We start from the raw sequence: 21,465 nt of genomic DNA on the forward strand, positions 1-21,465 counted from the left end.
TATTTAATTATTCGATTTTGAGGCGCCTCGGCGCAAAAGCAGCTGCGCTGCTACGAGCAACAAGAGCGACGCGCCCATAACCATAGTGCCGATGGCATTGATCTCGGGTGTTACGCCGCGCCGGATGGATGAGAATATGTAGATTGGCAGGGTTGTTTCTGAGCCAGCTACGAAGAACGCGATGATGAAATCATCAAATGAGAAAGTGAAGCTGAGCAGGAAGCCTGCCAAAATTGCCGGTGCTATCAACGGCAGGGTCACCTGTCGAAAGGTGCCCCAGGGCGTCGCAAAGAGGTCAGCCGAAGCTTCCATGAGCGCGCGGTCCATACCCGATAGCCTTGCACGTACGATGATTATGACCAGCGCCATTGTGAACATGGTGTGTGCGGCGACAAGCGTGGGCATCCCCATGGAAAGTTGCGGGGGATTTGCTCCATCGGGCCATAGGCTTGCAAGAAGCGGGTTTAGCCAGCCGAATACGGTGACCAGGGCAATGAGTGTCGCGATGCCGATGACGATACCGGGTATCATTATTGCAATATAAATCATCGCATCAAACAAAGTTCGGAGCCATCCCTTAACCCCTTGTAAAGCGATGGCCGCCATGGTTCCGAGAGTGGATGCGAGGCAAGCAGTTATGAATGCCGCAAGCAGACTGGTCTCGAGCGCGTCCATTACAAATGGGTTGTTCAGCGCTTTACCATACCATTGGGTCGAGAACCCCATGAACTGGCTTGCGTGTCGTCCGGCATTAAAGCTGAAAAGCGCGATGATGCCGATTGGAATATAGAGAAAAAGGTAGACGCAAATCGCGTATAAGCGCATCGGACCCTCACATCAGCGAGACATCTTCGCGCTGGCCACCCAGGCGCGAGATGAATTTCATGTAAATTGAGACAGTGACAAGCATTACGACAACCAGAGTCATTGCGACCGCCGATCCGTACGCCCAGTTCCGAGACTGCAGGAACAGGTCCACCAGCGCATTTCCGACGAAAAAGACCTTTCCGCCGCCCAAGATCGCTGGGATCAGAAACTCGCCCATCAGCAAGATGAAGACCAGCATGCAGCCAGTTGCGATACCAGGTACCGACAAAGGAAGTGTCACCTGACGGAACGTACGCCATGGGGTAGAGCCGAGATCAGCCGATGCTTCCAGAAGGCGTTTATCCAGTTTGTCTAAGCTTACAAAAATCGGGAAAACCATCAGAGGTAGATACCCATAGACAATCCCGACAAGCACAGCGAACGGCGTATTTATCAGGCGGATATCATCGATGCCGATCGACTCCAGTAAAGCGGGCAAGCCACGCCCCCCAAGGATGAAAATCCAAGCGTATGACCGGATCAGGATCGATGTCCAGAACGGCACGATCACTAGGATCAACAGCGAAGTTCTCCACTTTGGTGAACAACGCACCGCAAGAAAGTAGGCGAGCGGGTAGGCAATTACCAACGCAGCGATAGTCCCCAGAGGTGCAAGGATCAAAGTGTTCTTAAACGCCGTCCATCGCGCAGGAAGGTTGGCATATTGTTCCAACGTGAACGCTGGAACGTAGCCTCCGGCGGCACCCCGTTCGCCAAAGGAAAAGACGAAGACGACCAGCAGAGGAAGGGCTAGCATTACCAAAAGCCATATTCCTGCTGGAGCCAGCAACAGTGCTTTTCTGCCTCGTTCGGTCATTTTGTCCTCGTCTTTTCCGATATTGGCGGCCTTGCCGCTTAGGCCGACTTGAAGCGGGCGAGCAACTCGGCACGGTTTGGATCGGTTAGTGTAGCCGCCGCGCCGAACTCGAGTGCATTCAGAAGGTCAGCTGCCGGATAAAGGATCGGATCTTCCAGTAGTTCCTTCGGCAGCAACGCATTGGTGCGAGCATCAGCCGATGGATAGCCGTGAGCGAGGACTTCTTTCGCATTAACTTCCGGGTTCAGCAGGAAGTCGATCAAGGCATAAGCGGCATCCATATGGGGTGCGCCCTTAGGAATAGCGTAGTAGTCGGACCAGAGCTCACCGCCCTCAGTTCCCAGAACGTAGGCGATTTCAGGCATGTCGACATTCATCTGCTTGCCGTCACCTGTCCAGCACATTGTCATCCAGGCGTCACCGTTACGCATCGGTGGCTGATAATCCGACGAGATTGCAAACAGATGCGGTTTGGCATCCAGCAACAATTTCTCGGCATCCGCCAGTTCCTTCTCATCGACCGAGTTGAAGGAGTAGCCGAAGTATTTCAGGGCATTACCGATGGTGGTGAGTTGGTAATCATGCACCATTGTCCGGCCTGAGTAACCTTCCATAGTAAGGTCCCAGAACTCTTTCCATGTGGTTGGAGTCGGAGCGCCGTCAAGCTTGCTGGTGTTCACTGCAAAGCCAGTCGTGCCCCAGTTTTTTGGCACCGCGTAAAGCTGGCCATCGACAGAACCGGCATCGGAAAAGCGCTGTTCGAATGAACCTGCGTCGTAGTTTGGCAGTTTGGACGTATCGAGCGGGATGATCAGATCTTCACCCACATACGTAGTGATCGTGTAGTTGGTTGGAACGAAAACGTCCCAGCCAGACCCTCCAGCCTGTAGTTTTGCCAACATCTCTTCGTTCGAGCCAAAAACATTGACCTGAACATGGGCGCCAGTGGCTTCCGTGAAGGCTTCGAAGTTCATCTCGTCATGGTAGTTCGGCCATGTGGCGAGGATCACTCGGTCGCCAATGTCCCCGGCAGCAAATGCCGGGCGTGGACGCAACCCAGGAATGGCCGTGCCCAGAACGGCCGTTGCCATCCCAAGACCTGTCACGCCTAAGAAATGTCGCCGTGTAACCGAACCCTTTTGGTACCGGCGAAGCTCTTCCATGAACTTTTGCTTGGAAATAGTCCCATTATCCTTGGTCATTGTGAACCTCTCTGTTGTTGGATTGCGGGATTTGTTATTTTTCCAGGATCAGCAGTGCGCCTTCGCCCCATGAAACAAAGGCCTGCTCTCCTGCATTGAACGTCCCCTCGTTCAATTCCGCTTGCCTTGGCACAAGTACGTGGAAATCACCCAGTGCTTCGTTGCGCGCAAGGTATTCTGTGTGCTCCCCAAGGAAGATCCGATTTTGAATGGTAACTGGCAGAGCGATTTCAGCTGTGGGTAGCGCGCGGGTCAGCGTGATCTGTTCAGGACGGATACTAACGCACACTTCCTGCCCTGCATCTATTGGAATCTCCGGAGTTCCGCGCACCTTTTGGCCACTCGCTAAACGCACAGTGATTTGGTCGGCTGCTGAGTCAGTCACAGTTGCATCAAAGAAATTTGAGGTGCCTACAAATCCAGCCACGTAGCGGCTGCGGGGCATGTCATAGAGTTCGCGTGGGCTGCCAACCTGCACAATACTGCCGCCTTCCATCACACAAATTCGGTCGGACATTGAAAGCGCTTCTTCTTGGTCGTGCGTGACGAGGACAAAAGTTATTCCCAGTTGTCGTTGCAGGTTCTGCAGTTCAAACTGCATTTCTTTTCGAAGCTTTCGATCCAGAGCAGCCATTGGTTCATCAAGCAGCAAAAGCTTGGGCTCGTTTACGATCGCACGCGCCAAAGCGACGCGTTGCTGCTGACCACCAGACATCTCCCAGATGCGACGTGGGCCAAACCCACCAAGACGGACAGTTTCCAGCGCTTGCTCAACCTTTGTCGCGATTGTTTGTTTGTCTACGCGTGGTCGTTGCTGGCGCAGGCCGTACGCGATGTTGTCGAACACGCTTAGGTGAGGAAAAAGAGCATAGTGCTGAAACACCATGTTGACTGGGCGATGGTGCGCATCCAAGTCGTTGACGACTTCTCCATCGAGCAACACCTGACCTTCGGTTGGCTTCTCGAAACCTGCCAACATTCTAAGCGCAGTGGTTTTGCCGCAACCAGATGGGCCTAAGAACGACAGGAACTCTCCTTTCCCAATGGAAAGATTCAGGTCTTTGGCGGCGACCACATTCCCGAAGGTCTTGGTCACTCCTCGGAGTTCCGCAATCGTCTGCATGGTGACGCTCATGTCAAAGCTCATATACTGCCGTTTTCCTTTTGCTTGATTTTTTGGCATTTGTTGGCATACCACTCAAACAAGGAAAAAGTAACAATAACTCGGAATAACTGTATATACCACAATTGGGGTATAGAGGTGCTTTTCGAAAATCTGGAGCGGCGCGTGTACGATTGGATGGAAGAGGCCGGCAGGGTCGTGGAGAAGATCGGAACCCCAGAATTTCCATGTGCTTTGGCAGATGGCTTGCGGCAGGTCGCACCATTCGATTTTACGGTGGTGTTTGGCCATGTCGGAACCGAAGCGCCTATAGACCTTCACGACGATTTTCCCAAAAGCAAACGGCGTATTTTTGTTGAGGATTACCAAGCAGGGCCCTACGTACTTGATCCATTTTTTTTGGCCGCGACAAAACCGATAACACCGGGTCTGTACCGCATGCGCGATATCGCACCGGACAGATTCTATCAGGGCGAATACTATCGCAGCTATTACAAAAGGACTGGGTTAGCAGAGGAGATTGGCTACTTTATCGATATCCCGAGCACTGGGATGGTTGTGGTCTCGCTCATGCGATCAGTGAAGCCTTTTTCAGCCAAGGAAATTCGTCATTTGCACGCTCTATGGCCGCTCGTTCGGGCAGCCTGTTGCAAACATTGGAGTGACTTTCCAACACTGGCCCGCGGCGCCGCAGCGAATGGCGTTAGTCGTCGCGTCGATCTTGCTTTCCAGGCATTTGGCGATGGCGTTCTGACACCACGAGAACGCGAAGTCGTTGAGTTCACGTTGAAGGGCCATTCGGCAGAAGCTGTCGGCACAATTCTCGGCATCTCTCCAGGCACAGTCCGCATCCACAGACGCAACATTTACGCGAAACTTAGGATCAATTCGCAGGGTGAGCTTTTTTCAAAGTTCATTGAAAAGGCACTTTAAAAGGTTCCTTGAACACCCACTTTATCCGTTTTGCCGACCTTGCTACCTTGACCCGGAAAACACCAAACATTTGGACGGCACTGTCTGATAGCCAAGGAACCCAAAGGGAGAGGGTTGGGACGCCCGGGACCCATGTTGGGCTAAATTAATACCCGAAAACGCTTTCGGGCCATTGTCTATCTAACCGGATCAGCCGTTTTAAACATGGCGTCAAGATACGAAAGGCAAAATTTCATGGACGCACCAGTTATCCAGTTGATTTTTATGCTCATCTTGCTGGTTGTCGTGATCTGGCTTTATATCCTGCCGATCACGATGGCAGGGCGGCGCAACCGGTCTGGTTTGATCTGGTTCCTGATCGGTCTGGTTGGATCACCCCTTTTGGCTATTCTTTTGCTGCTGGCTCTGGGTGATGCACCCGAACAACCAACAACCTAATTTTGGGACGATACCATCTGACACTCAAAAGGGCTTAACCGGAGGGTATCTGGACGCTCGTGAGCCATAACGTCCTGCTCAGCTTGCAATAAGGGTGCCAATTGAGACACTATACTTCCGGAAGTGAAGACAACTAATCCTTCTCACTCTCCACAACCGTGTACTGTAAACCCAAGGTCGGCCGATTTGATTGGAGAACCACAGACCGCTTTGTCCGCATAGCAGACATTGATCGATTTTCCCCGAATGAGCGCTCTGCGGACATTGCAGTCATTGACCTAAAGTTACATGATCGCCACCTGACGGGATCAAGTGGAGACACCATGGCAGACGAGAGAGTGAGCCACTGGGAGGAGGTCTACCGCGAGAAAGACGATACCCAGCTGAGTTGGCATCAGGATGATCCCTCGATCTCATTGGAGCTCTGCGACGTGGTCGGCGTCGATAATGCCTCCTCTGTGATAGACATAGGCGGAGGCACTTCACACTTCGCAGAACGCCTGATCGAAAGAGGACTGAGCGACGTTTCTGTGCTCGATGTATCCAAAGCTGCGCTTGATCGATCTCGTGGACAACTTGGCGCCGTAGGCGAGCAGATTGAATGGATCGCAGCCGATGTCACAACCTGGAGCCCGGAGAGAAGCTATGATCTATGGCACGATCGCGCCGTATTTCATTTCCTTGTCGATGCGGACGACCGTTCCGCCTACCGGGACCAGTTGTACCGCTGCCTTCTCCCAGGTGGCCATGCGATTATCGCAACGTTTGCGCTCGACGGTCCGAAGAAGTGCAGCGGTTTGCCGATCGTTCGCTATGATCCAGAGGGGCTATGTGAGGTATTAGGCGATCGTTTTTCCCTGGTCACGCATCGGAAGCACACACACCATACTCCTTGGGGAAGCTCTCAGTCCTTCCAATTCAGCTTGTTACGCGTGGGCCAGTAGCGCTGCTGTTGCGCTTCGGCACGACTGTGACATCCAATGGCCTTGCTCATGCCTTCGCTGCAACTTTACTCATCCGGCGGCCGTCTTGCGGACGAAGTCGCCCTTCGGTTTCTTTCCAAGCCTGCGCATGATAATCTTTGATAATTGCACTTTGCTCGGAGGAGGATGACCTCTGAAACGCAGGCTGACCGCCATACTAGCAGCCGATCTGGTTGGGTATTCCCGCCTTATGAACTCGGATCAAAGCGGAACGCTCAGCGCGTTGCGAGAGCTTCGATCTGGGCTTTTTGACCCTTCTGTAGTCGCGCATCGCGGCAATTTAGTGAAATGCATGGGGGATGGTTGGATAGTCGAGTTTCCATCAGTCTCTGACGCTGTGACCTGTGCTGTCGCCATTCAGAACTCTTTGGCCAGCGAGAATACACTGAAGTTGAGAATTGGGATACACACAGGTGAAGTCGTTTTCGAGGAGGATGATGTATTTGGTAACGGCGTTAACGTCGCCGCTCGTTTGGAAGCGCTTGCCGAAGCCGGGCAGGTTCTCATCTCCGGCTCCGCCTATGAATGCCTGGACAGCAAAACGGCTTGCGCTTTCCAAGGCGGAGAAAACCGTGAGCTTAAGAACATTGATCGACCGGTGCCAGTCTGGTGGTGGGGGGACGCCGAGTCTGTAGATCCGCTTTATGATTCTGAACCGCCCGGGTCCCCTGACGGAACTGCGATCGCCGTATTACCATTTGACAGCATTTCAGGCGACCCTGAGCAGGAATATTTTTCGGACGGGTTGTCCGAAGACATAATTACGGCTCTGTCGAAACACCACTGGCTCGAGGTCGTCGCGCGCAACACGACCTTTGCCTACAAGGGAAAATCCCCGAATGTTCGGCAGCTCGCCGATGACGTGGACGCCGACTACGTTGTCGAAGGCTCGGTCAGGAAAGCGGGCGCGCGCATTCGAGTCACGGTTCAGCTGATTGACGCATCGACTGGCAACCACGTGTGGGCGGAAAAATATGACCGTCAGTTGGAAGACATCTTCGATGTTCAGGACGAGATCACGGAAAAAATTGTTGGCAGACTGGAGCCCGAGGTCGGAAATGCGATCCGGCGCAAGTTAGAAGATACGCCGCGCCGAAACCCCCATGCCTGGGACTGCTATCATCTTGGGCTTGCACATTTTTACAAGTTTACTGCCGTAAGCAACCGTGAAGCTCAGAGGTTGTTTCTCCAAAGCCGCGAACTGGACCCCAGTTTTCCCGAGGCACATGCCTGGTGGGCCTATGCCACGATTCTCGGGATGGTGTATTGGGACACGGAACCGGATTCTGCCCTTATGGACGAAGCGCTGGCTGCCGCACGCACCGCCGTTTCAATGGATAACCAGAATGCGCTGCTCTACATGCTGATGGGCAGAGTCCAACTGGCCCGCCGGGAATACCGCAGCGCGCTGGCTGAGAATGAAACTGCAATCAAATTGAACCCGACGCTGGCTCCAGCATATTGCGGATTGGGAGACTCACTTTCCTATGAGGGACGATACGAAGAGGCGATTGCCAATTTCGAGAAAGCCGTGGAGATGAGCCCTAACCATCCACAGCTTTGGGCCTTTCTGAGCTATGGCGCGCTGACTCTGCTTTTCGATCACCAGTTCGAGAAAGCTCTGGACTGGGCAGAGCGGGCTCGCGATGTGCCAAATTGCCAATACTGGGCCACCGCGCATGCAGTCGTGGCGCTTGCCAATCTCGGGCGGGACAAAGATCTGGCCAAGATGGTGCGTAACCTAATGGTGGAAGAGCCGAAATTCTCGCGGTCATTCGCAAAAAATAAGCTGTTCTATCTGAAGCGGGACGATCAAATGGAACTTTACCTTGCAGGGCTTGCAAAGGCAGGTATCCCCGCCTGATTTTTCCTGTGATCGGCCCTTGCTTTGCCGCTTGTCTTGAATGCTTGCGTCAGGTCAAGCCGAATGACCGCAACGGATTCGGAGCGGGACTTAAACTCACGCAGAAATTGCTTGTCCGGTGACGTGTTGAAGATCGCTCTGCGGTGGCCTTTACGCCATGTATCGCCAATCTGCCCGCGGTCCAAAACAACGTGATCATGACCAGCCTGCTTTAAGTGCCAGCTAACGGAAAGACCAGCTTGACCTCCGCCCACAACCACAGTGTCAATCAGGGTGTACATAGCAGCAAACCTTTCTATGAAACTCTATCGGCGACAGCTAGTTGCTTCAACGTATCAATGTCCGCTCAGGGCTCGAAGCGGACATCTACCAAAGCGTGGCCAACGGCTGCAATGCGGACTAAGCTGCCCTTAGCTGCGCTGCGGCACGTTTGCTTTGCTTGAACGACTGCTCAGCGGATAACGCGGACACGCCGCGTAAGAAAATATTCGATCGAACAGAGCGCATCGCCGCTTAGATGACAGTTCGGACATATCGCACAATTTTGTGTATGATGCCGCGGAGCCATACGCTCAAACAATTTCGGACAATATTTAATATGGAGACGATAGATGCAGCATTTGCATACCAAAGCCCGCAATACTTTTGTCGCCTGTATTAGCTCGTTTTTTGTTTTCGCGCCCGCAGTCTCAGCGGAGGCTAATTTCCAGACGACATGCAACCCAAAAGCGGACCAAGCTTTCAACGAAGGTCTGAATCTCATTCACAACATGATGTACATTCAAGCCGAAGAAGCGTTCGACAAAGCAGCGTCTGCGGATCCAACTTGTGCCATTGCACAGTGGGGCATCGCGATGTCGAACTTTCACCCTCTTTGGCCGGGCACTCCCAGTGAAGCCGAAACAGAGAGAGGGTCTGCTGCAGCGGAAAGACTCGCGTCAATGTCCTCCGAAAGCGCCGTTGAACAAGCATTGATCGACGCCGCTGTTGCCTTCTACGCCTCAAGCCAGGAAGGCTACCGCGCTCAGCTTAAATCGTGGGCGGAGAAACAGGTGGCAGCTGCGGACCAACATGCAGACGACTTGGACGCCGCGGCGTTTGCGGCGCTGGCGCGCCTTGCAACGGCGCCGCGAGGGGCAGACGGAACCAAAGTAAAGTCGCAGGTGGGTGATACGCTCGACGCGCTTCATCAAAAGGCACCAGAACATCCTGGCGTCATTCACTACGCGATCCACGCCTATGACAATCCGCCACTCAAGGAGCGAGGCAGGCCGTACGCCGAGATTTACGATAAAACGGCTCCAAGCGCTCCACATGCGCTGCATATGCCCGCTCATATCTTTACACGAACAGGAGAATGGGAAAAATCAATTGATCTGAACAGCCGGTCCGCTGAAGCAGCTCTTGAGCAATCAAAAGACGTGGTACAAAGCCATTATGCGCATGCGATCGACTATATGGTTTACGGCCACCTACAACTTGGGAATACAGACGAAGCTGCAGGGCTGGTCGACGAAATGCTCGCAATTCAAAATCATCAGGCCAGTTTCGGAAGCGCTTATGCGTTAGCGGCTGCACCCGTTCGGCTGCCTCTTGAGCAGGGTCAATGGGACGTCGCGGCGGCACTGTCGCCTGAGATGCACCCGGTCATTCCATGGGAAAAATTTCCACAAACTGTAGCCATGCGGTGGTTCGCGATCGGTATCGGCGCGGCCCGTAGTGGTGATGTCGATACAGCGCAGAGCGCGCTTGCCGAGCTCAAGTCTTTGCACGCTGTGATGGAGGAGCGTGGGCAGGGCTATTGGGCGCAGTTGACCGAAGCACAGATCATGTCGGTGGAAGCCTGGATTGAACTGGCGGGTGGGGCCTCTGAGGCCGCAGTTGCTAAGCAGGCAGCCGCGGCTGATCTCGAGGATAAGATTGGCAAAAGCCCGGTCACACCCGGCCACGTCCTTCCGGCACGAGAACTTCTCGGGGACATGCTGATGGAGCTTGGAAAACCCAATGAAGCTGCGGTCGCTTATCAGGCGACGCTGGACCTTTCTCCAAACAGAGCAAGAAGCCTCGCCGCACTTCAATAAGTGGCAACAACACACTTGGTCGGTGCTTTGTAGTTTTTGCAGCAGCATCGACCGAATTGGGCAAAAGCAGCCGCATAGCGATCATGGCCCGAACGACTGCCATGCGGAAAAATCGGTCATTCTCTTTTTTGAAACCTACACAAATCAAAATTCGACATTCATCGAGATCTCGACAGCATGTACACCTATACCTACGACAATGCCTGCAAAGATAAGCCCAACAAATGCGTTGATAACCGCCAAAGCCCGGCTTGCGGGTTTCTCCGGCCTAAGGTCTCCGTAGCCAACTGTAGTTGCGTTTATGAAAGCATGATAAACGCTCGGTCCGGTCGACCAGCCTTCGATCCGACCAATTGATATCCCCAGCATGCACACCAAGACCAACAAGAATACAAGCACCGGTGACAGATAAATCAGGTCCCAAAGGAAAACCGACAAAAACGTGCAAATGTAGCTGGCGTCGCAACCCATGGCGAAACTCTACCTCTCTGCCAGTTGGGGGCCTAATTGAATACCAATGTCTTAACAGGAAGCAGAATGGCCTGTGCCCGCAAGACAATTGCATTTGCTATACCCATGCCATCCACAATCCTTGCAATGAAGGCTGACAGGCCTGTGATCTCACCAGCGTCGATTTCCTTTGCTCGGCTCGTATAAGCAACGCCAACGCACGCACTACCGGGCGGGATGCTATCAAGATGCTTTGGAAAAATAGGGGCCAGGAACGCTGTCACTGTACCGGGTCGCGCTCGATCCTGCTGATCCAGCAGCGCATCACCCGGTCGAAACTGCCCGGCAGCAATCGCCTCCTGCACGTCATCCACAAACATCGGGATTATGGTCAACGGTTTAGACGCGCAGGTAATTTCCACCAGCATACCCGGCTTGAGCACACTGGCGGAAATCTGACCAAAAGCCGCGATAAAACGCCCTTGTCCCGTGACCTCCGGCACCAAGATCCCAGCAGGGCGTAGTATTGGATTAACGATATCACCCGGCTTTAGGAGGAACTGCGTTACCGTCCCGTCCACTTCGGCAAATACGGTGGATTTTGATATCTCGGCCTCAGCCTCTCTCAAAACCGCACGCGCAGTTTCAAGCTGTGCAGGGAGAAGAGTAGTTTGGCGCAATTTGGCACCGTCTAGCGAGGCAATAGCGGCTGCGCGCTGACTTTCTGCGCCGGTCACTGCTGTTTGCAAGCGTTCCAGTTCTTGTTCACTAACAACGGTTTTGTTTCGTTCCGCAAGATCCAGACGTCGCTCCAAATCGCTCGTAGCCTGAGCAAGTTCAGCTTCCGTCGCCTCAACCCTTGCGGTGGCGCTCGCGACTTCTGTTGCGATCAGGCCCAGAGCCGCCTCAATCTCTTCGATACGACGCTGAGCCGTTTCCGCTGCTGCCTCCTGCCTTGTGGTGTCCAATCGGAAAATGGAATCACCAGCATTCACGTCGTCATTATTGGCAACGTAGACTTCCGCGACCCGCCCCGCGCGATCCGACAGAATGGTAACTGTGCGAAACGCCGCAGAGACATTCCGCGTTGAGGGGTGGAAATAGAAGATCAACGTAATCAGCGTCACAGCCAGTATTGCACAGGCTGTCAAACCCCACCGCAATTCGTACCAGACATTGAACAGGGTTATTTCGTGACCCCACCGCTTGCCTTGCTTGTAGCGGCGATAAAGATAGTCTGGAACGATTGTGATCAGTGCAGAGAAGACTAGCTCAAGCATCGTCGCTCTCCGAGACGTCTACTTCGGTCTTGAGTGGAAAGATCTCATGCAACGGCACGGCGGCGATCAGAATAGCTGCGATCCAGAAAGCGTTATTCAGGGTGAATAGAGAGATTAACCCAAGTACACCGACCAACTGCATTTGGACCTTATGAGCACCTGCTGCCATCCGGTCTGGAATGGCCTGTACTGTGAAGTAGAGTGCGCCAAAACCCAGCAGCACTATTACTAGAACCAATCCAACAACGATCAGAAAACCATCTGTCTCCCCCGGAGGGGTTACCCAAAATGGGAGCCTCGCCATCGCGTCATCAGGAATAGAACTGTTCACCTGTCTCCCCCCGCCGCATCCAAGTGATCACATTCGAATATAACTGATTGATATCAAGAAAACCAATTTGACTTGAGGCTTTGGAATTTTCTCAAAGGCATACTTCAGACTTGGCTAAACCACCGGGATTTGAGATTGGAGTACAGATCAATTACCGGGAGTTTAGTCAGAATAATCTGGGGTCTGCTCTGGAGGCGCAGCTGCCGAATGCATCCGCAGCATTCAACTGGCACGGTAATGACCGCTCAGGGCTCGGTGCGGTCATTCGCCGAAATGTCGCGAGTGACCGCTGTGCGGACAAAGCAACCATTAGTAACATTTACGCAGCTAAACGGATAAGGGGCTGTATACTAACCAGCTTTGGCTATCGCAATGTGCTGCGAACTTGGCTTCCAAGAAAACAGAAGCGCCAGAACTAACTGGCACCGCTGTGAATTAGCTTGATGCTGTTCAAGCTGTAAGAAAACCGTCGTACCAGGCCATCAGATCGATTCCGTCGCCCGTAGCGTTTGAGCTATTCAGAGCAGCCAGTTCGCCTTCCCACCCGGCAGCGAGTTCATAGATCCCAAGGTCTTCTAGAGACGCGAGCGAAAAGTCTGCCAGATACATGGTGTCGGTCTGTTCAACGATCCCGGTCATTAGCTCGGCATCCAGGGCTGCCTCGTCCCAATGACCTCCGGAAGTGCCGCGCCCGCCACCGCCTTCCACCGGAATATTATCTCCATACAAAGTCGTAGCTTCTGTCCCAGTGTATACAAGATTGCCCTTCGACTTAGTTGTCAAATCGTTGCCCGCAACATCCCAAAGGGTACCAAATCCCAGCGCGTGGATCATCTCGTGAAGTATCGTGTCATCAAGCACGCCGAGTGCATCGAGAGAGGCCGCATCGGCAAGGTCGATGGTAAGGGTGGCGCCAGCCGGTGTTTCAGCCGTGCCATTGCCGTCCCAGTCGTTTGCTGCGTAAATATTTGCCGATGCAACCTCTCCACCCAGCGCACCGGTTTCAAGTTTGACTTCGACATAGAGGTCATCAAGCACAAACTCCGTACCATCTGATTTCAAGCCGTTGTCATCGTCCGTAAAGCCATATGCAATGACCGAAGAAAGAAATTCCGCTGCCGCTTCGACATAGCCTTGTATGGTTGTCGCGATCGAAGTGTTCCAATCTGACCCGTTTCCTACAAATTCGATCTGAAAATTAAACGGATCACTAGTGCCGCGATTGGTATCTACGGTGATAGTATCGTCGAACCCGGTATCGAGAGTGCCCGAAGTATAGGTAGCTTCCACAGTGCTGCCACCGCCGCCTCCGTCACCACCGCCATCATCGCCGCCGCCCGGTCGACCACCACCACCACCGCCGCCGCCGCCGCCGCCGAAGGGATTGCCCATGTTGAACTCTTGGTAGTCAACAAAGGTTGCGTCGGAGCTTACGCTGGTTTGGTTTTCGAAGGCATTGGGCTGAAGGAGTGCGCGCAACGCCTGGCCATCTGCCGGCGCAACCGGTTCAAGCCCGTTGGAGGCGTCAGCCTGCTCCAAGATAAATTCAATAATTGGATCAAGGCCCTTTCTGCCTTCGACATTAAATCCGCCGGCCGGGTCGCCCGTGTTTAACACTTGGTAATCATCGACAAATACGTCGGAGGTCTCACCAGCATGACTGTCAAGGGCGGTTGGCTGAGGGAGTGCATGCAATGCCGGGCCATCTGCAGATGTACCCGGTTGGGGTCCGTTGGGAGTATCAACATGCTCCCAAACAAATTCATCGACGGCATCAAAAAAATCGTCAAACAGAATTCGATCCAAACGTTTTGCGTGCATACTACCTATCTCCGAATTGAAGCCTCCACCACTACATCTGATTATCAGAATAAAATAATGCGATTTAATTTATGTTGAATATGCTGTTTATGTCTAATTTATGTATTGAACGGTAGCTCTTTAACCAAGCCGTCGCACAATCCTACCCCTGTAAAGGTACAAAATGGGCTCGGTGCGGACATTCGAAGTTCACGACAAGGAGCGAATGCCGGCTGTGCGGACGAAGCTGCCGTTTGCTGCGGCGCAGAGCTCGAGAACCAATTGAATGATTGCTCAGCAGGCGGAGTGGACTAACAGAACTGTCTTTCGCTGTCTCGTCTGATAGCGCGGACCCTCATTGCCCATCTCAGGGCAAAAGCCTTCATCTACTGCAGGATCGACACACAGCTATCGGCAGACGCTCTATTTAAAAAAAGGGCCAGTAGAAGAAAATACAACAATATTGGGGCAGCAAATATAGCTTTTCTTATCATAGGCTTTAGGGAGCTATTCTTGTCCGGGCCAAATGTTTCGACCTCGGCGTCGTTTAAAGGCGGGAATAGCTCCCTTTTGCTTTGCTTAACCATAGTCAACTCGTAAAAACTATTTTATATTTTTCAGACCTCACATTAACCGGGTATTAACGCCCCTATTAATTCCGTTTCAGCGGCTTTTTTTGATCTCTGCTGGAGACAAAAACCTTAAAACTACTGCTATTGTTAACAATTTTATTTTCTCAAGTGATTCTTTGGGAGGTAGAGGTCAAGCTGTTAATATTCCATTAAAAATAACAACTCCTGAAAGTCGAATAGCTGCCTCATTCTGGCCCTGTTTGAGCAACATTTTTAAGGGTGGCATTCGTTCGCCACCGCTGACCGGTATTTCTTTAAACGAAAGGATTTCTACCGTGTTGAACTTCCTTAAAGTGAGCGTCTCCGCAATCGTACTGTCTGCATTTGTAGTCGCGCCAGTCGTGACCGTTCTCGCCACCGATTACGCATACGCAAAAAATGGCAACGGCAAAGGTGGAGGTAACGGCGGCGGAAAAGGGGATAACGGTGGCGGAAAGGGCGGCAAAAGCGGTGAAAAAGGTGCCAAAAGGGGATGGGGTTCTGACAAATCTCTGAACGGGACAAACTCGAAGTCTGCCAGCAAAAGTCATAAGTCAAAGAGCGGCGGTCGTTTAGGTCGGGCTATGAAGAAAGACTTTCAGGCTTTAGGCCGCAATCTAAAGCAAAACGGCATCAAAGGCCTATTCAAAGGTAACAAGGCGCGGACGACCACAACGCAAGCAAAAAAAACGAGTGTTAGGCAGTCCCTTAGTCCACCAAACAGAAAAACAAAACTACTTGATGATGGTACCCTTGACCCGCGCAACCTTGGCAAACTGAATGGTGCTATTAACTCCAGTATAAATGCAAAACTCGCTCATATAGCGAACGGACAGTATGCGAAGGGTACAGGGCCGGTAAGCCTGGCTGCAGGTCTTGCAGTAGCCGACGCGAACTTCAAACATGTCATGGGTGAAGACTACGACTTGAGCCCAGAAGAAGTGAAGGAAATTGCTGCGGCGTATGACTATTTGGACACGGCTCCAATGACGCTGGAGGAAGCTGAACAAGTTCTTGCCGATGAGGCGGCCACCCCCAGTACGATTGCGCCTGAAGACTTGGAAACCGCACAAGCGGTGAAAGATGCGCACGACGTAACAACAGACGAGGACGGAAACAAGATAGGGCAGCCGACAGAAGATCAGTTGGCGGCTGCGGAGGCGGTGCATGACGCGGAAGCCAGCCTGTTGGGGCACTACAAAGGCGACTTTTCTGACGACACAATCATCGCGGAGGAACAGCAAGACCGCGTCCTTGGCGCCGTCCGCGCCTCCAATCCCGATGAAGAATTGGTAAAAGCCACACTTGGCACTTCGGACGGCGGAAGCATTTACGCCGACGGCCAGGAGGCCGATGGAGAATCGGAGGGGATAGATCAAACCCCGGGTGTAGAGTCGGAAGGCGAATTTGCAAGTAACGGCTGAACGTAAAGTTAGAGGCCCCAGAGCAAGGGTTTAGACGCTATTTTGGAAAATACCGGTCTCCCGTTGGATTGAATCTGATCCACTATTTGGGTGGCAGTATCACGATTTTGGGGGTCACCAAAACGAAACTCACGCGGGACTAATTGTCCGCTTTGGGCTCGAAGCAGACATTGGCTGCATGCGGCGTGAACGACTGCTTTACGCATGAAGCAAACAAAAACATTTGCCTACCGTTCGCCTATCCAGGTGACCGCTCTCCTCAAAACAGTCTCGTTGCAACGGCAGGTGCAAATTCTCGATACGGCTGTTGAGCCACCTGCCATTCTGCTGTTTTATGGTCACACCAAGCTCTCTGATTTCGGCCAATTGTGACGCGAAACGATCTTTGACGGTATTTTTCGCGTTACCGCGCCGCTTCATCAATTTCTTGAGGAATCTATTTGCGGCCTGCTCTTTTCGGTGTTTGGTTACGACTGCTTCCTTCACTTCGCCCTCCTGAGTAACGACCCGCCAGAGGCCGTGCCTCTTGCCATTGACCTTCAAGAAACCTCATCCACGCGCCATTTCAATTCCGAGAATGCTCGCCATTTCGGGACTCGCTTTGTCGATATTTGAGGCAAACATCCAGCCGAACTCGGCCCATCGATCTTGGACGGTTTCGTGTTTCAATTCCATTCCCCGTTGGTGCGATGGGTCTACCACTTTTCGAAGCGACAATTGGAAAAGGAATTGCAGCATCTCTGCCAAAAGGATGATCTCGGGGCTGGCTTGACAGCGCTAGAAGGGTGATCGCTTATTCACGGAAGACGGCTACGAAATCCCATTTCCAACCTCAACTAAAGTACTTCCGAAAAGAACAATCCAAATATCACAAGTACCGCAATAGCGGAGCAATCGTATTTGCAGCCAGCCTTTACGGGGAACCCTCCGTGCCGGGCTCAGGCACTTAGACGTTCGCTTTAATATTGTTTGCGAAGCGCGGTCGAGTGAAAATGAAGTTTTTCAGTTCGATATTGTCTAAGCCTACTCTAAAGACCGGGACAAGCGTGTTGGAGGTTTCAACCAGAATAAGCGTATTCTGATCCGACATCGGGGGAAGAAGATCTTTATATTGACCGATATCGTCGTCCGTTAACTTTTCAACATATTCGCCGCGAATTGCAGACCAGTTCACCGAATGATTGTCGTTGGCTGCATCATAAAGAACTAACGAAATTCGAATTTTCAAATCCGTATCATTTGCCACCATCAATTTGAACATTTCCACCATCGAATCAATGTATTCGCCATTGATCTCCCGAGTTTCCCGAGAAATTAGGTCACCGATCGTATGTGCTGCTTTGATGTTCGAGGCATTCTGCCTATAGGCGTCGAAAAATGTATAACCCGCCATGATCGCCCAAAAGAGGAATGGGATGACAAGAACGGCTTCGACGGAAATCGAGCCGTTTTCCGGGCCGAGGAATCGTTTTGAAAAGTGTATCGGAAGTCGGTTAATCCTCATACTAGTTAGGCTCCTGTACGAAAACGGTTGTAGCGGTCAAAGCGTATTGACCTTCTTCGTTAACTATTGCCTTGCCCATAGCGGATGTCGGGAACGTGGGATTGATCTTGGCGCAGGCCCGAAGAACCATCAACTCGTTCTCAAGGCCGTTTTGGAAAGTCCGCACAGGGCGCACTTCGTCGGACAAGTCAGTGCAGTCAGGGATGGTCGGTACTGTTATGGACGCAAAAGGATCTTGACGGATCATTTCCAGACGCAAGCTGTTTTCACAATTGCTGATATAACTGGCTCGGCTGCAGATAAGCGCCTTAATATCTTCATGCTGTGGGTTAATGCCGGTGTTCAGCCTAATGTCGCGAACGGTCATGTCGACAGCCCGCTCAAGTTGCGCGTGTTTCAATGTTACTAAGCCAAGCTCCAATCCCGAAAGAACCAGAAAAAACACGGCAGGGAAAATGATAACAAACTCGACAGTCACATTGCCGTCTTCCTTGCGGCGAAGCTCAGTTAGAGCGGAGAACATCCGGCGCATCATTGTGTCAACCTCAACATACGAACCGAGGACGCGATCGAGGTAAAGGCATCTGTAAGCTCCGGAGCCGACGCTTTATAATAATGGCTGGCCGAGCTTGCGCAATCTTGCAGTACCTTTTCCCCGTTCGCCGGGGCGTTTACGCTGACACTAAAGACAATCACCCCTTCATCCTTGGCGGCCTTGCATACGTGCTTGGTGCGCTGATCCTTGGCGACTGCATTTTTCTTGCTGAACGCGCTGGCTTCCCATTGACCATAGGCACTTGGGGACTGGGTGAAGATCTCGTCTTCGATATGTTCCAAAGACACGAGGTTCAGCAGCTCAACGTAGGACAATTGTACCGCGCTGCCGGGTTCGAACTCTTCCACGCATTCCGTTTTACTGCCTTTGGTCGTGCAGCGCGAGTTTCCTTCGCCGTAGGCGTGATCTTGCCAGCTATTGTCGTGCGGCCACCAGTACATGGGGCTGCCATTGGACTGGAAGACCGAGAAGCGATCGGCATCCTCGTTGTACCAAATATCCGACATGGTCGTGCGCATCGACGGGTTGAGCATGTGCTGGTCGGTATTGTCCCCGTCGGACACCAGGATCAGAACCTTTAAAACGTTGCTGTTGTAAGGCAGAGGGCGGTCGTAGAATGTTTCCGGAACGATGCCGTCACCACCTTTGGCTACGGGGGTGGCAAGTTTATTGATGACCGGTTGTGTACCGGGATCCAGCAGGATAAGGCCCCAATTCGCGCCATTGTCCAGGCCCGAGTCCTCGTCCACCACTGGGGTTGCGAGCTTGGAGAGGCCGTCAACGTAATCATGAAGCACGGTTTTGTTGTTTTGGAACGGCAAGATCGCTGATCCAGGGCGGATTGGGCAGACGGGATGTCCAATTGGCTCTTTTGTCTTGGTGTAAGGGTCGAAATGAGCCGTTTGTTCCAGCACTCTGGTCAGAGAAAGATCAGGCTTGCTGAATTCATTGTCGATAAAGTTTACGCAGTGCGAGTGGCCATGGAAACGGTCGACATTGTAGTATTTCAGCAAATCCGCGCCAGCGTTAACCTGGCTGGAATATGGAATAAGGGAAAATGAAACCTCGTTGCTCCAAGTCCCGTTTTTCGTTCCAATCTTTGTAATGATGCTTTTTGTGGCAGCTTGCAGTGCTGGCAGGTCAATCGAGGTCGAAACGTCCATGGCAATTGAGATCTCGGCCAAACCGACGCTTTCCTCTGCCGTACTTGCCGCGGGTGCGATCAATGTATCAACACCAGAAAGGTGCATGAATTGGGTCTGCATCTCAGATTGGGCTGTCGCCGACACCTCGCGGTAACCAGTGTCGTTGACTACATCGATGCTGGTCAGATTTTGCAGAAGGCCCGCCTTTTCTAAGTACGAACGAACAACAGATTCTGGCTCGGCTTTTTGATCAAGGTCCGCCGCAGCCAAAACAGAGCGATCCAACGTGTACTGCAAATTTGCACGTTCGCTCTCATAGCGCATGAAATCGATACCAATTCCCACAAAGGCGACGATAACCACAAACATAAATAGGGCGAATATAGAAAGCGCGCCACTCTCGTCGCTGGCAAGACGTCGAGCACCTTTCCACACACCGAATGTAGGAGAAACGATAGAGCTTGCTAATTTCGCAAAATTCACAGGCATTTATTAACCTCCTTTAGCGGCGGAAAGCTGTCATTAGATCATTTCTATTGGGGAACGGCTCGTAATTGCAGGTATTGCAACTACGGAAACATTTACTAGGGCACTGATTCAGAATCCCTCTAAGGATCTGAAATTAAGTTCATTTTTAACCGAACTCATCTCTATAAAATGTGTGATTTGAATATGTCAAAAATGCGGCGGCCCACTGGCCATTTGGAGGGTTTATTTTTTACGATAAAAAACCACTCATTAATGCTTGGTTAATATAGAGGCTTCAATAATCGCGCTGCCCGAAAATACGTACCCGCTTCAATTATGCCATTAGAACTGTATTTATTGCGGCGGTGTTTGGCTTTATCAGAAAAACTCGAGCCCTTTTTGTCACGCCGGTGACGCCGCATTTTATGCCGTACGAAGTTCGCACCACTCAGCAAGAGCGGCGATGCGTGTCAACTTGAAGGTGTGCCTGCCATCGAGCGATCTTTCCCGGTTCAATTGGTTGTATTCTTAGGAATTTAAGAAGTCGAACTTCTTTAAATGTCGCATCCGCCTGAAGCGTTGCATAACGTGCTTTCGTCTTCGGGACGGAAGGTGTGAACTCTCAACCCGGTCATTGAGCGACCTAACCCGCCGTTGTTTTTCCTCGGCTGCAAGCTCTTTTAGCGTGGCCTGATACTACGCGAAGCTATCCAGACCTACAGTACCGCGCCGTTTCATAAATTTTGCGAGTAATTTCAGTTCCGCCTGCTTGATGCGATATTTTTTGAACACGGCTGATAGCTCTTCGCCTTCGTTATCAATTGCGCGCCGCAAGTAGCGCCGCTTACCATTGATCATCCCAAATAATTCGGCGGCGTGCCAATTTAAAATTTGAACACGCCCGCAATTTCTGAACCCGCTTTATTAGGATTTTCTATGCGAACAAAGAGCCGAAACAATTTCATTAAATCGGCGAGTTTTCTTGCATCCGTTTCGCCCGTGAGTCTCAACGGTGTTTTTAGTTTTAACATATTAGCCGCCAACGAATTTCACGTTCGCAGCCCTTCGGAAACTACGTGCCGAACTACGGTGACTTGATCCCGACTGACGTAGTCTGCTTTGGGCTCGAAGCCGTCTTCCAAGCATTTTGGATTAACGTCAGCTTTCGGGTCGTTTGCAGCCGCTGACTCCCTGCGATTTGGGTGGCAAGGTTACGCATTTTGCGGATGGGTCACACCTTTCTGATTCAAGTCACATAATATCAATGACTTAGACCTGGCATGTGTCACGCCTTTTTCGGCGGCGGCCACAGATTTTAGAGATCCGAACCCTCACTTTGTTCAACAGAAGCGGACCGAACTTCCTCGTGCCGCAGTGAGCAATTGAGGTTGGTATGCCCAAGTTGACACAAGATCAGCTGGCGGAGCGGTGGCACATGTCGCCGCGGACGCTGGAGCAGTGGCGCTGGCTCGGAAAGGGGCCCAGGTTTTTGAAGATTGTCCGTCGTCAGGGATTTTGGGACAGATGGCGCTCTGATCTAAGAGAGGATGTGGCTCATCTGGTTGGTTTGATTATGCGGCGGATTTGC

General features: G+C 52.0%; 20 protein-coding genes and 1 pseudogene. 7 read left to right on the forward strand and 14 right to left on the reverse strand.

The features are described 5' to 3' along the window. Positions 1-3: 3 nt before the first annotated feature. The 4 genes from ACR0MV_RS14490 to ACR0MV_RS14505 are packed head-to-tail and all read right to left on the reverse strand — an operon-like array spanning position 4 to position 4,021. On the reverse strand, positions 4-825 hold the full coding sequence (locus tag ACR0MV_RS14490; RefSeq protein WP_010442232.1) for an ABC transporter permease: 822 nt from the start codon (positions 823-825) through the stop codon (positions 4-6). A gap of 7 nt (positions 826-832) precedes the next feature. Continuing rightward, the gene (locus ACR0MV_RS14495) at positions 833-1,684 is read right to left on the reverse strand and encodes an ABC transporter permease (RefSeq protein ID WP_093962199.1); all 852 of its coding nucleotides are present in this window, start codon (positions 1,682-1,684) and stop codon (positions 833-835) included. A gap of 38 nt (positions 1,685-1,722) precedes the next feature. Beyond that, a complete protein-coding gene (locus ACR0MV_RS14500; RefSeq protein WP_093962198.1) occupies positions 1,723-2,886 on the reverse strand; it encodes an ABC transporter substrate-binding protein in 1,164 nt (387 codons plus the stop codon). A gap of 34 nt (positions 2,887-2,920) precedes the next feature. Beyond that, the gene (locus tag ACR0MV_RS14505) at positions 2,921-4,021 is read right to left on the reverse strand and encodes an ABC transporter ATP-binding protein (protein ID WP_245218179.1); all 1,101 of its coding nucleotides are present in this window, start codon (positions 4,019-4,021) and stop codon (positions 2,921-2,923) included. Between the two features lie 153 nt (positions 4,022-4,174). Here ACR0MV_RS14505 and ACR0MV_RS14510 point away from each other — a divergent pair, with 153 nt between their 5' ends. The 4 genes from ACR0MV_RS14510 (at position 4,175) to ACR0MV_RS14525 (ending at position 8,227) form a co-directional block, all read left to right on the forward strand. Beyond that, complete coding sequence (locus ACR0MV_RS14510) at positions 4,175-4,942, forward strand: helix-turn-helix transcriptional regulator (protein WP_348539544.1); 768 nt, start codon at positions 4,175-4,177, stop codon at positions 4,940-4,942. A 234-nt stretch (positions 4,943-5,176) separates the two neighbouring features. Further along, the gene (locus ACR0MV_RS14515; RefSeq protein ID WP_058283652.1) at positions 5,177-5,380 is read left to right on the forward strand and encodes a hypothetical protein; all 204 of its coding nucleotides are present in this window, start codon (positions 5,177-5,179) and stop codon (positions 5,378-5,380) included. Positions 5,381-5,703: 323 nt separating this feature from the next. Next, complete coding sequence (locus ACR0MV_RS14520) at positions 5,704-6,324, forward strand: class I SAM-dependent methyltransferase (RefSeq protein ID WP_480702548.1); 621 nt, start codon at positions 5,704-5,706, stop codon at positions 6,322-6,324. Positions 6,325-6,517: 193 nt separating this feature from the next. After that, a complete protein-coding gene (locus tag ACR0MV_RS14525) occupies positions 6,518-8,227 on the forward strand; it encodes an adenylate/guanylate cyclase domain-containing protein (protein WP_480702566.1) in 1,710 nt (569 codons plus the stop codon). On the opposite strand, the gene ACR0MV_RS14530 is transcribed toward ACR0MV_RS14525, so the two are convergent. Then, positions 8,188-8,508: an FAD-dependent oxidoreductase gene (locus ACR0MV_RS14530; RefSeq protein WP_480702549.1), complete on the reverse strand. Its 321-nt coding sequence runs from the start codon at positions 8,506-8,508 to the stop codon at positions 8,188-8,190. The genes ACR0MV_RS14525 and ACR0MV_RS14530 overlap by 40 nt on opposite strands. A gap of 330 nt (positions 8,509-8,838) precedes the next feature. Between ACR0MV_RS14530 and ACR0MV_RS14535 the strand changes: the two genes are divergently transcribed. Continuing rightward, positions 8,839-10,308: a tetratricopeptide repeat protein gene (locus ACR0MV_RS14535; RefSeq protein ID WP_480702550.1), complete on the forward strand. Its 1,470-nt coding sequence runs from the start codon at positions 8,839-8,841 to the stop codon at positions 10,306-10,308. Positions 10,309-10,452: 144 nt separating this feature from the next. On the opposite strand, the gene ACR0MV_RS14540 is transcribed toward ACR0MV_RS14535, so the two are convergent. The 4 genes from ACR0MV_RS14540 to ACR0MV_RS14555 form a co-directional block, all read right to left on the reverse strand. Next, on the reverse strand, positions 10,453-10,779 hold the full coding sequence (locus tag ACR0MV_RS14540; RefSeq protein WP_170425670.1) for an ion channel: 327 nt from the start codon (positions 10,777-10,779) through the stop codon (positions 10,453-10,455). 32 nt (positions 10,780-10,811) lie between these two features. Further along, complete coding sequence (locus ACR0MV_RS14545; protein WP_480702551.1) at positions 10,812-12,038, reverse strand: HlyD family secretion protein; 1,227 nt, start codon at positions 12,036-12,038, stop codon at positions 10,812-10,814. Further along, positions 12,031-12,369, reverse strand: coding sequence for a hypothetical protein (locus ACR0MV_RS14550; protein WP_170425666.1), 339 nt, complete (start codon positions 12,367-12,369; stop codon positions 12,031-12,033). The genes ACR0MV_RS14545 and ACR0MV_RS14550 overlap by 8 nt, the downstream gene beginning before the upstream one ends. 450 nt (positions 12,370-12,819) lie before the next feature. After that, a complete protein-coding gene (locus ACR0MV_RS14555) occupies positions 12,820-14,190 on the reverse strand; it encodes a leishmanolysin-related zinc metalloendopeptidase (RefSeq protein WP_480702552.1) in 1,371 nt (456 codons plus the stop codon). Positions 14,191-14,845: 655 nt separating this feature from the next. Between ACR0MV_RS14555 and ACR0MV_RS14560 the strand changes: the two genes are divergently transcribed. Further along, positions 14,846-16,204: a hypothetical protein gene (locus ACR0MV_RS14560; RefSeq protein WP_480702553.1), complete on the forward strand. Its 1,359-nt coding sequence runs from the start codon at positions 14,846-14,848 to the stop codon at positions 16,202-16,204. A gap of 198 nt (positions 16,205-16,402) precedes the next feature. Here the strand turns inward: ACR0MV_RS14560 and ACR0MV_RS14565 are convergent, their stop codons facing one another. From ACR0MV_RS14565 to ACR0MV_RS14585, 5 genes are all read right to left on the reverse strand, one after another. Beyond that, on the reverse strand, positions 16,403-16,747 hold the full coding sequence (locus ACR0MV_RS14565; RefSeq protein WP_480702554.1) for a DDE-type integrase/transposase/recombinase: 345 nt from the start codon (positions 16,745-16,747) through the stop codon (positions 16,403-16,405). 403 nt (positions 16,748-17,150) lie between these two features. Further along, positions 17,151-17,708 carry a TadE/TadG family type IV pilus assembly protein gene (locus ACR0MV_RS14570; protein WP_480702555.1) on the reverse strand — a complete coding sequence of 186 codons (558 nt, stop codon included), beginning with the start codon at positions 17,706-17,708 and terminating at the stop codon, positions 17,151-17,153. A 1-nt stretch (position 17,709) separates the two neighbouring features. Further along, the gene (locus ACR0MV_RS14575; RefSeq protein ID WP_480702556.1) at positions 17,710-18,243 is read right to left on the reverse strand and encodes a TadE/TadG family type IV pilus assembly protein; all 534 of its coding nucleotides are present in this window, start codon (positions 18,241-18,243) and stop codon (positions 17,710-17,712) included. Next, positions 18,240-19,898 (reverse strand): TadE/TadG family type IV pilus assembly protein, encoded by a 1,659-nt coding sequence (locus tag ACR0MV_RS14580; protein WP_480702557.1) that lies wholly within the window; start codon positions 19,896-19,898, stop codon positions 18,240-18,242. Before ACR0MV_RS14580 ends, ACR0MV_RS14575 begins: the two co-directional genes overlap by 4 nt. A gap of 675 nt (positions 19,899-20,573) precedes the next feature. Next, positions 20,574-20,735: a DDE-type integrase/transposase/recombinase gene (locus tag ACR0MV_RS14585; protein WP_480702558.1), complete on the reverse strand. Its 162-nt coding sequence runs from the start codon at positions 20,733-20,735 to the stop codon at positions 20,574-20,576. A gap of 535 nt (positions 20,736-21,270) precedes the next feature. On the opposite strand from ACR0MV_RS14585, the pseudogene ACR0MV_RS14590 reads away from it, so the two are divergent. Next, positions 21,271-21,465: pseudogene (locus tag ACR0MV_RS14590) on the forward strand (hypothetical protein); the annotation flags it as partial.

The organism is Ruegeria sp. BC3 (genome assembly GCF_056539265.1).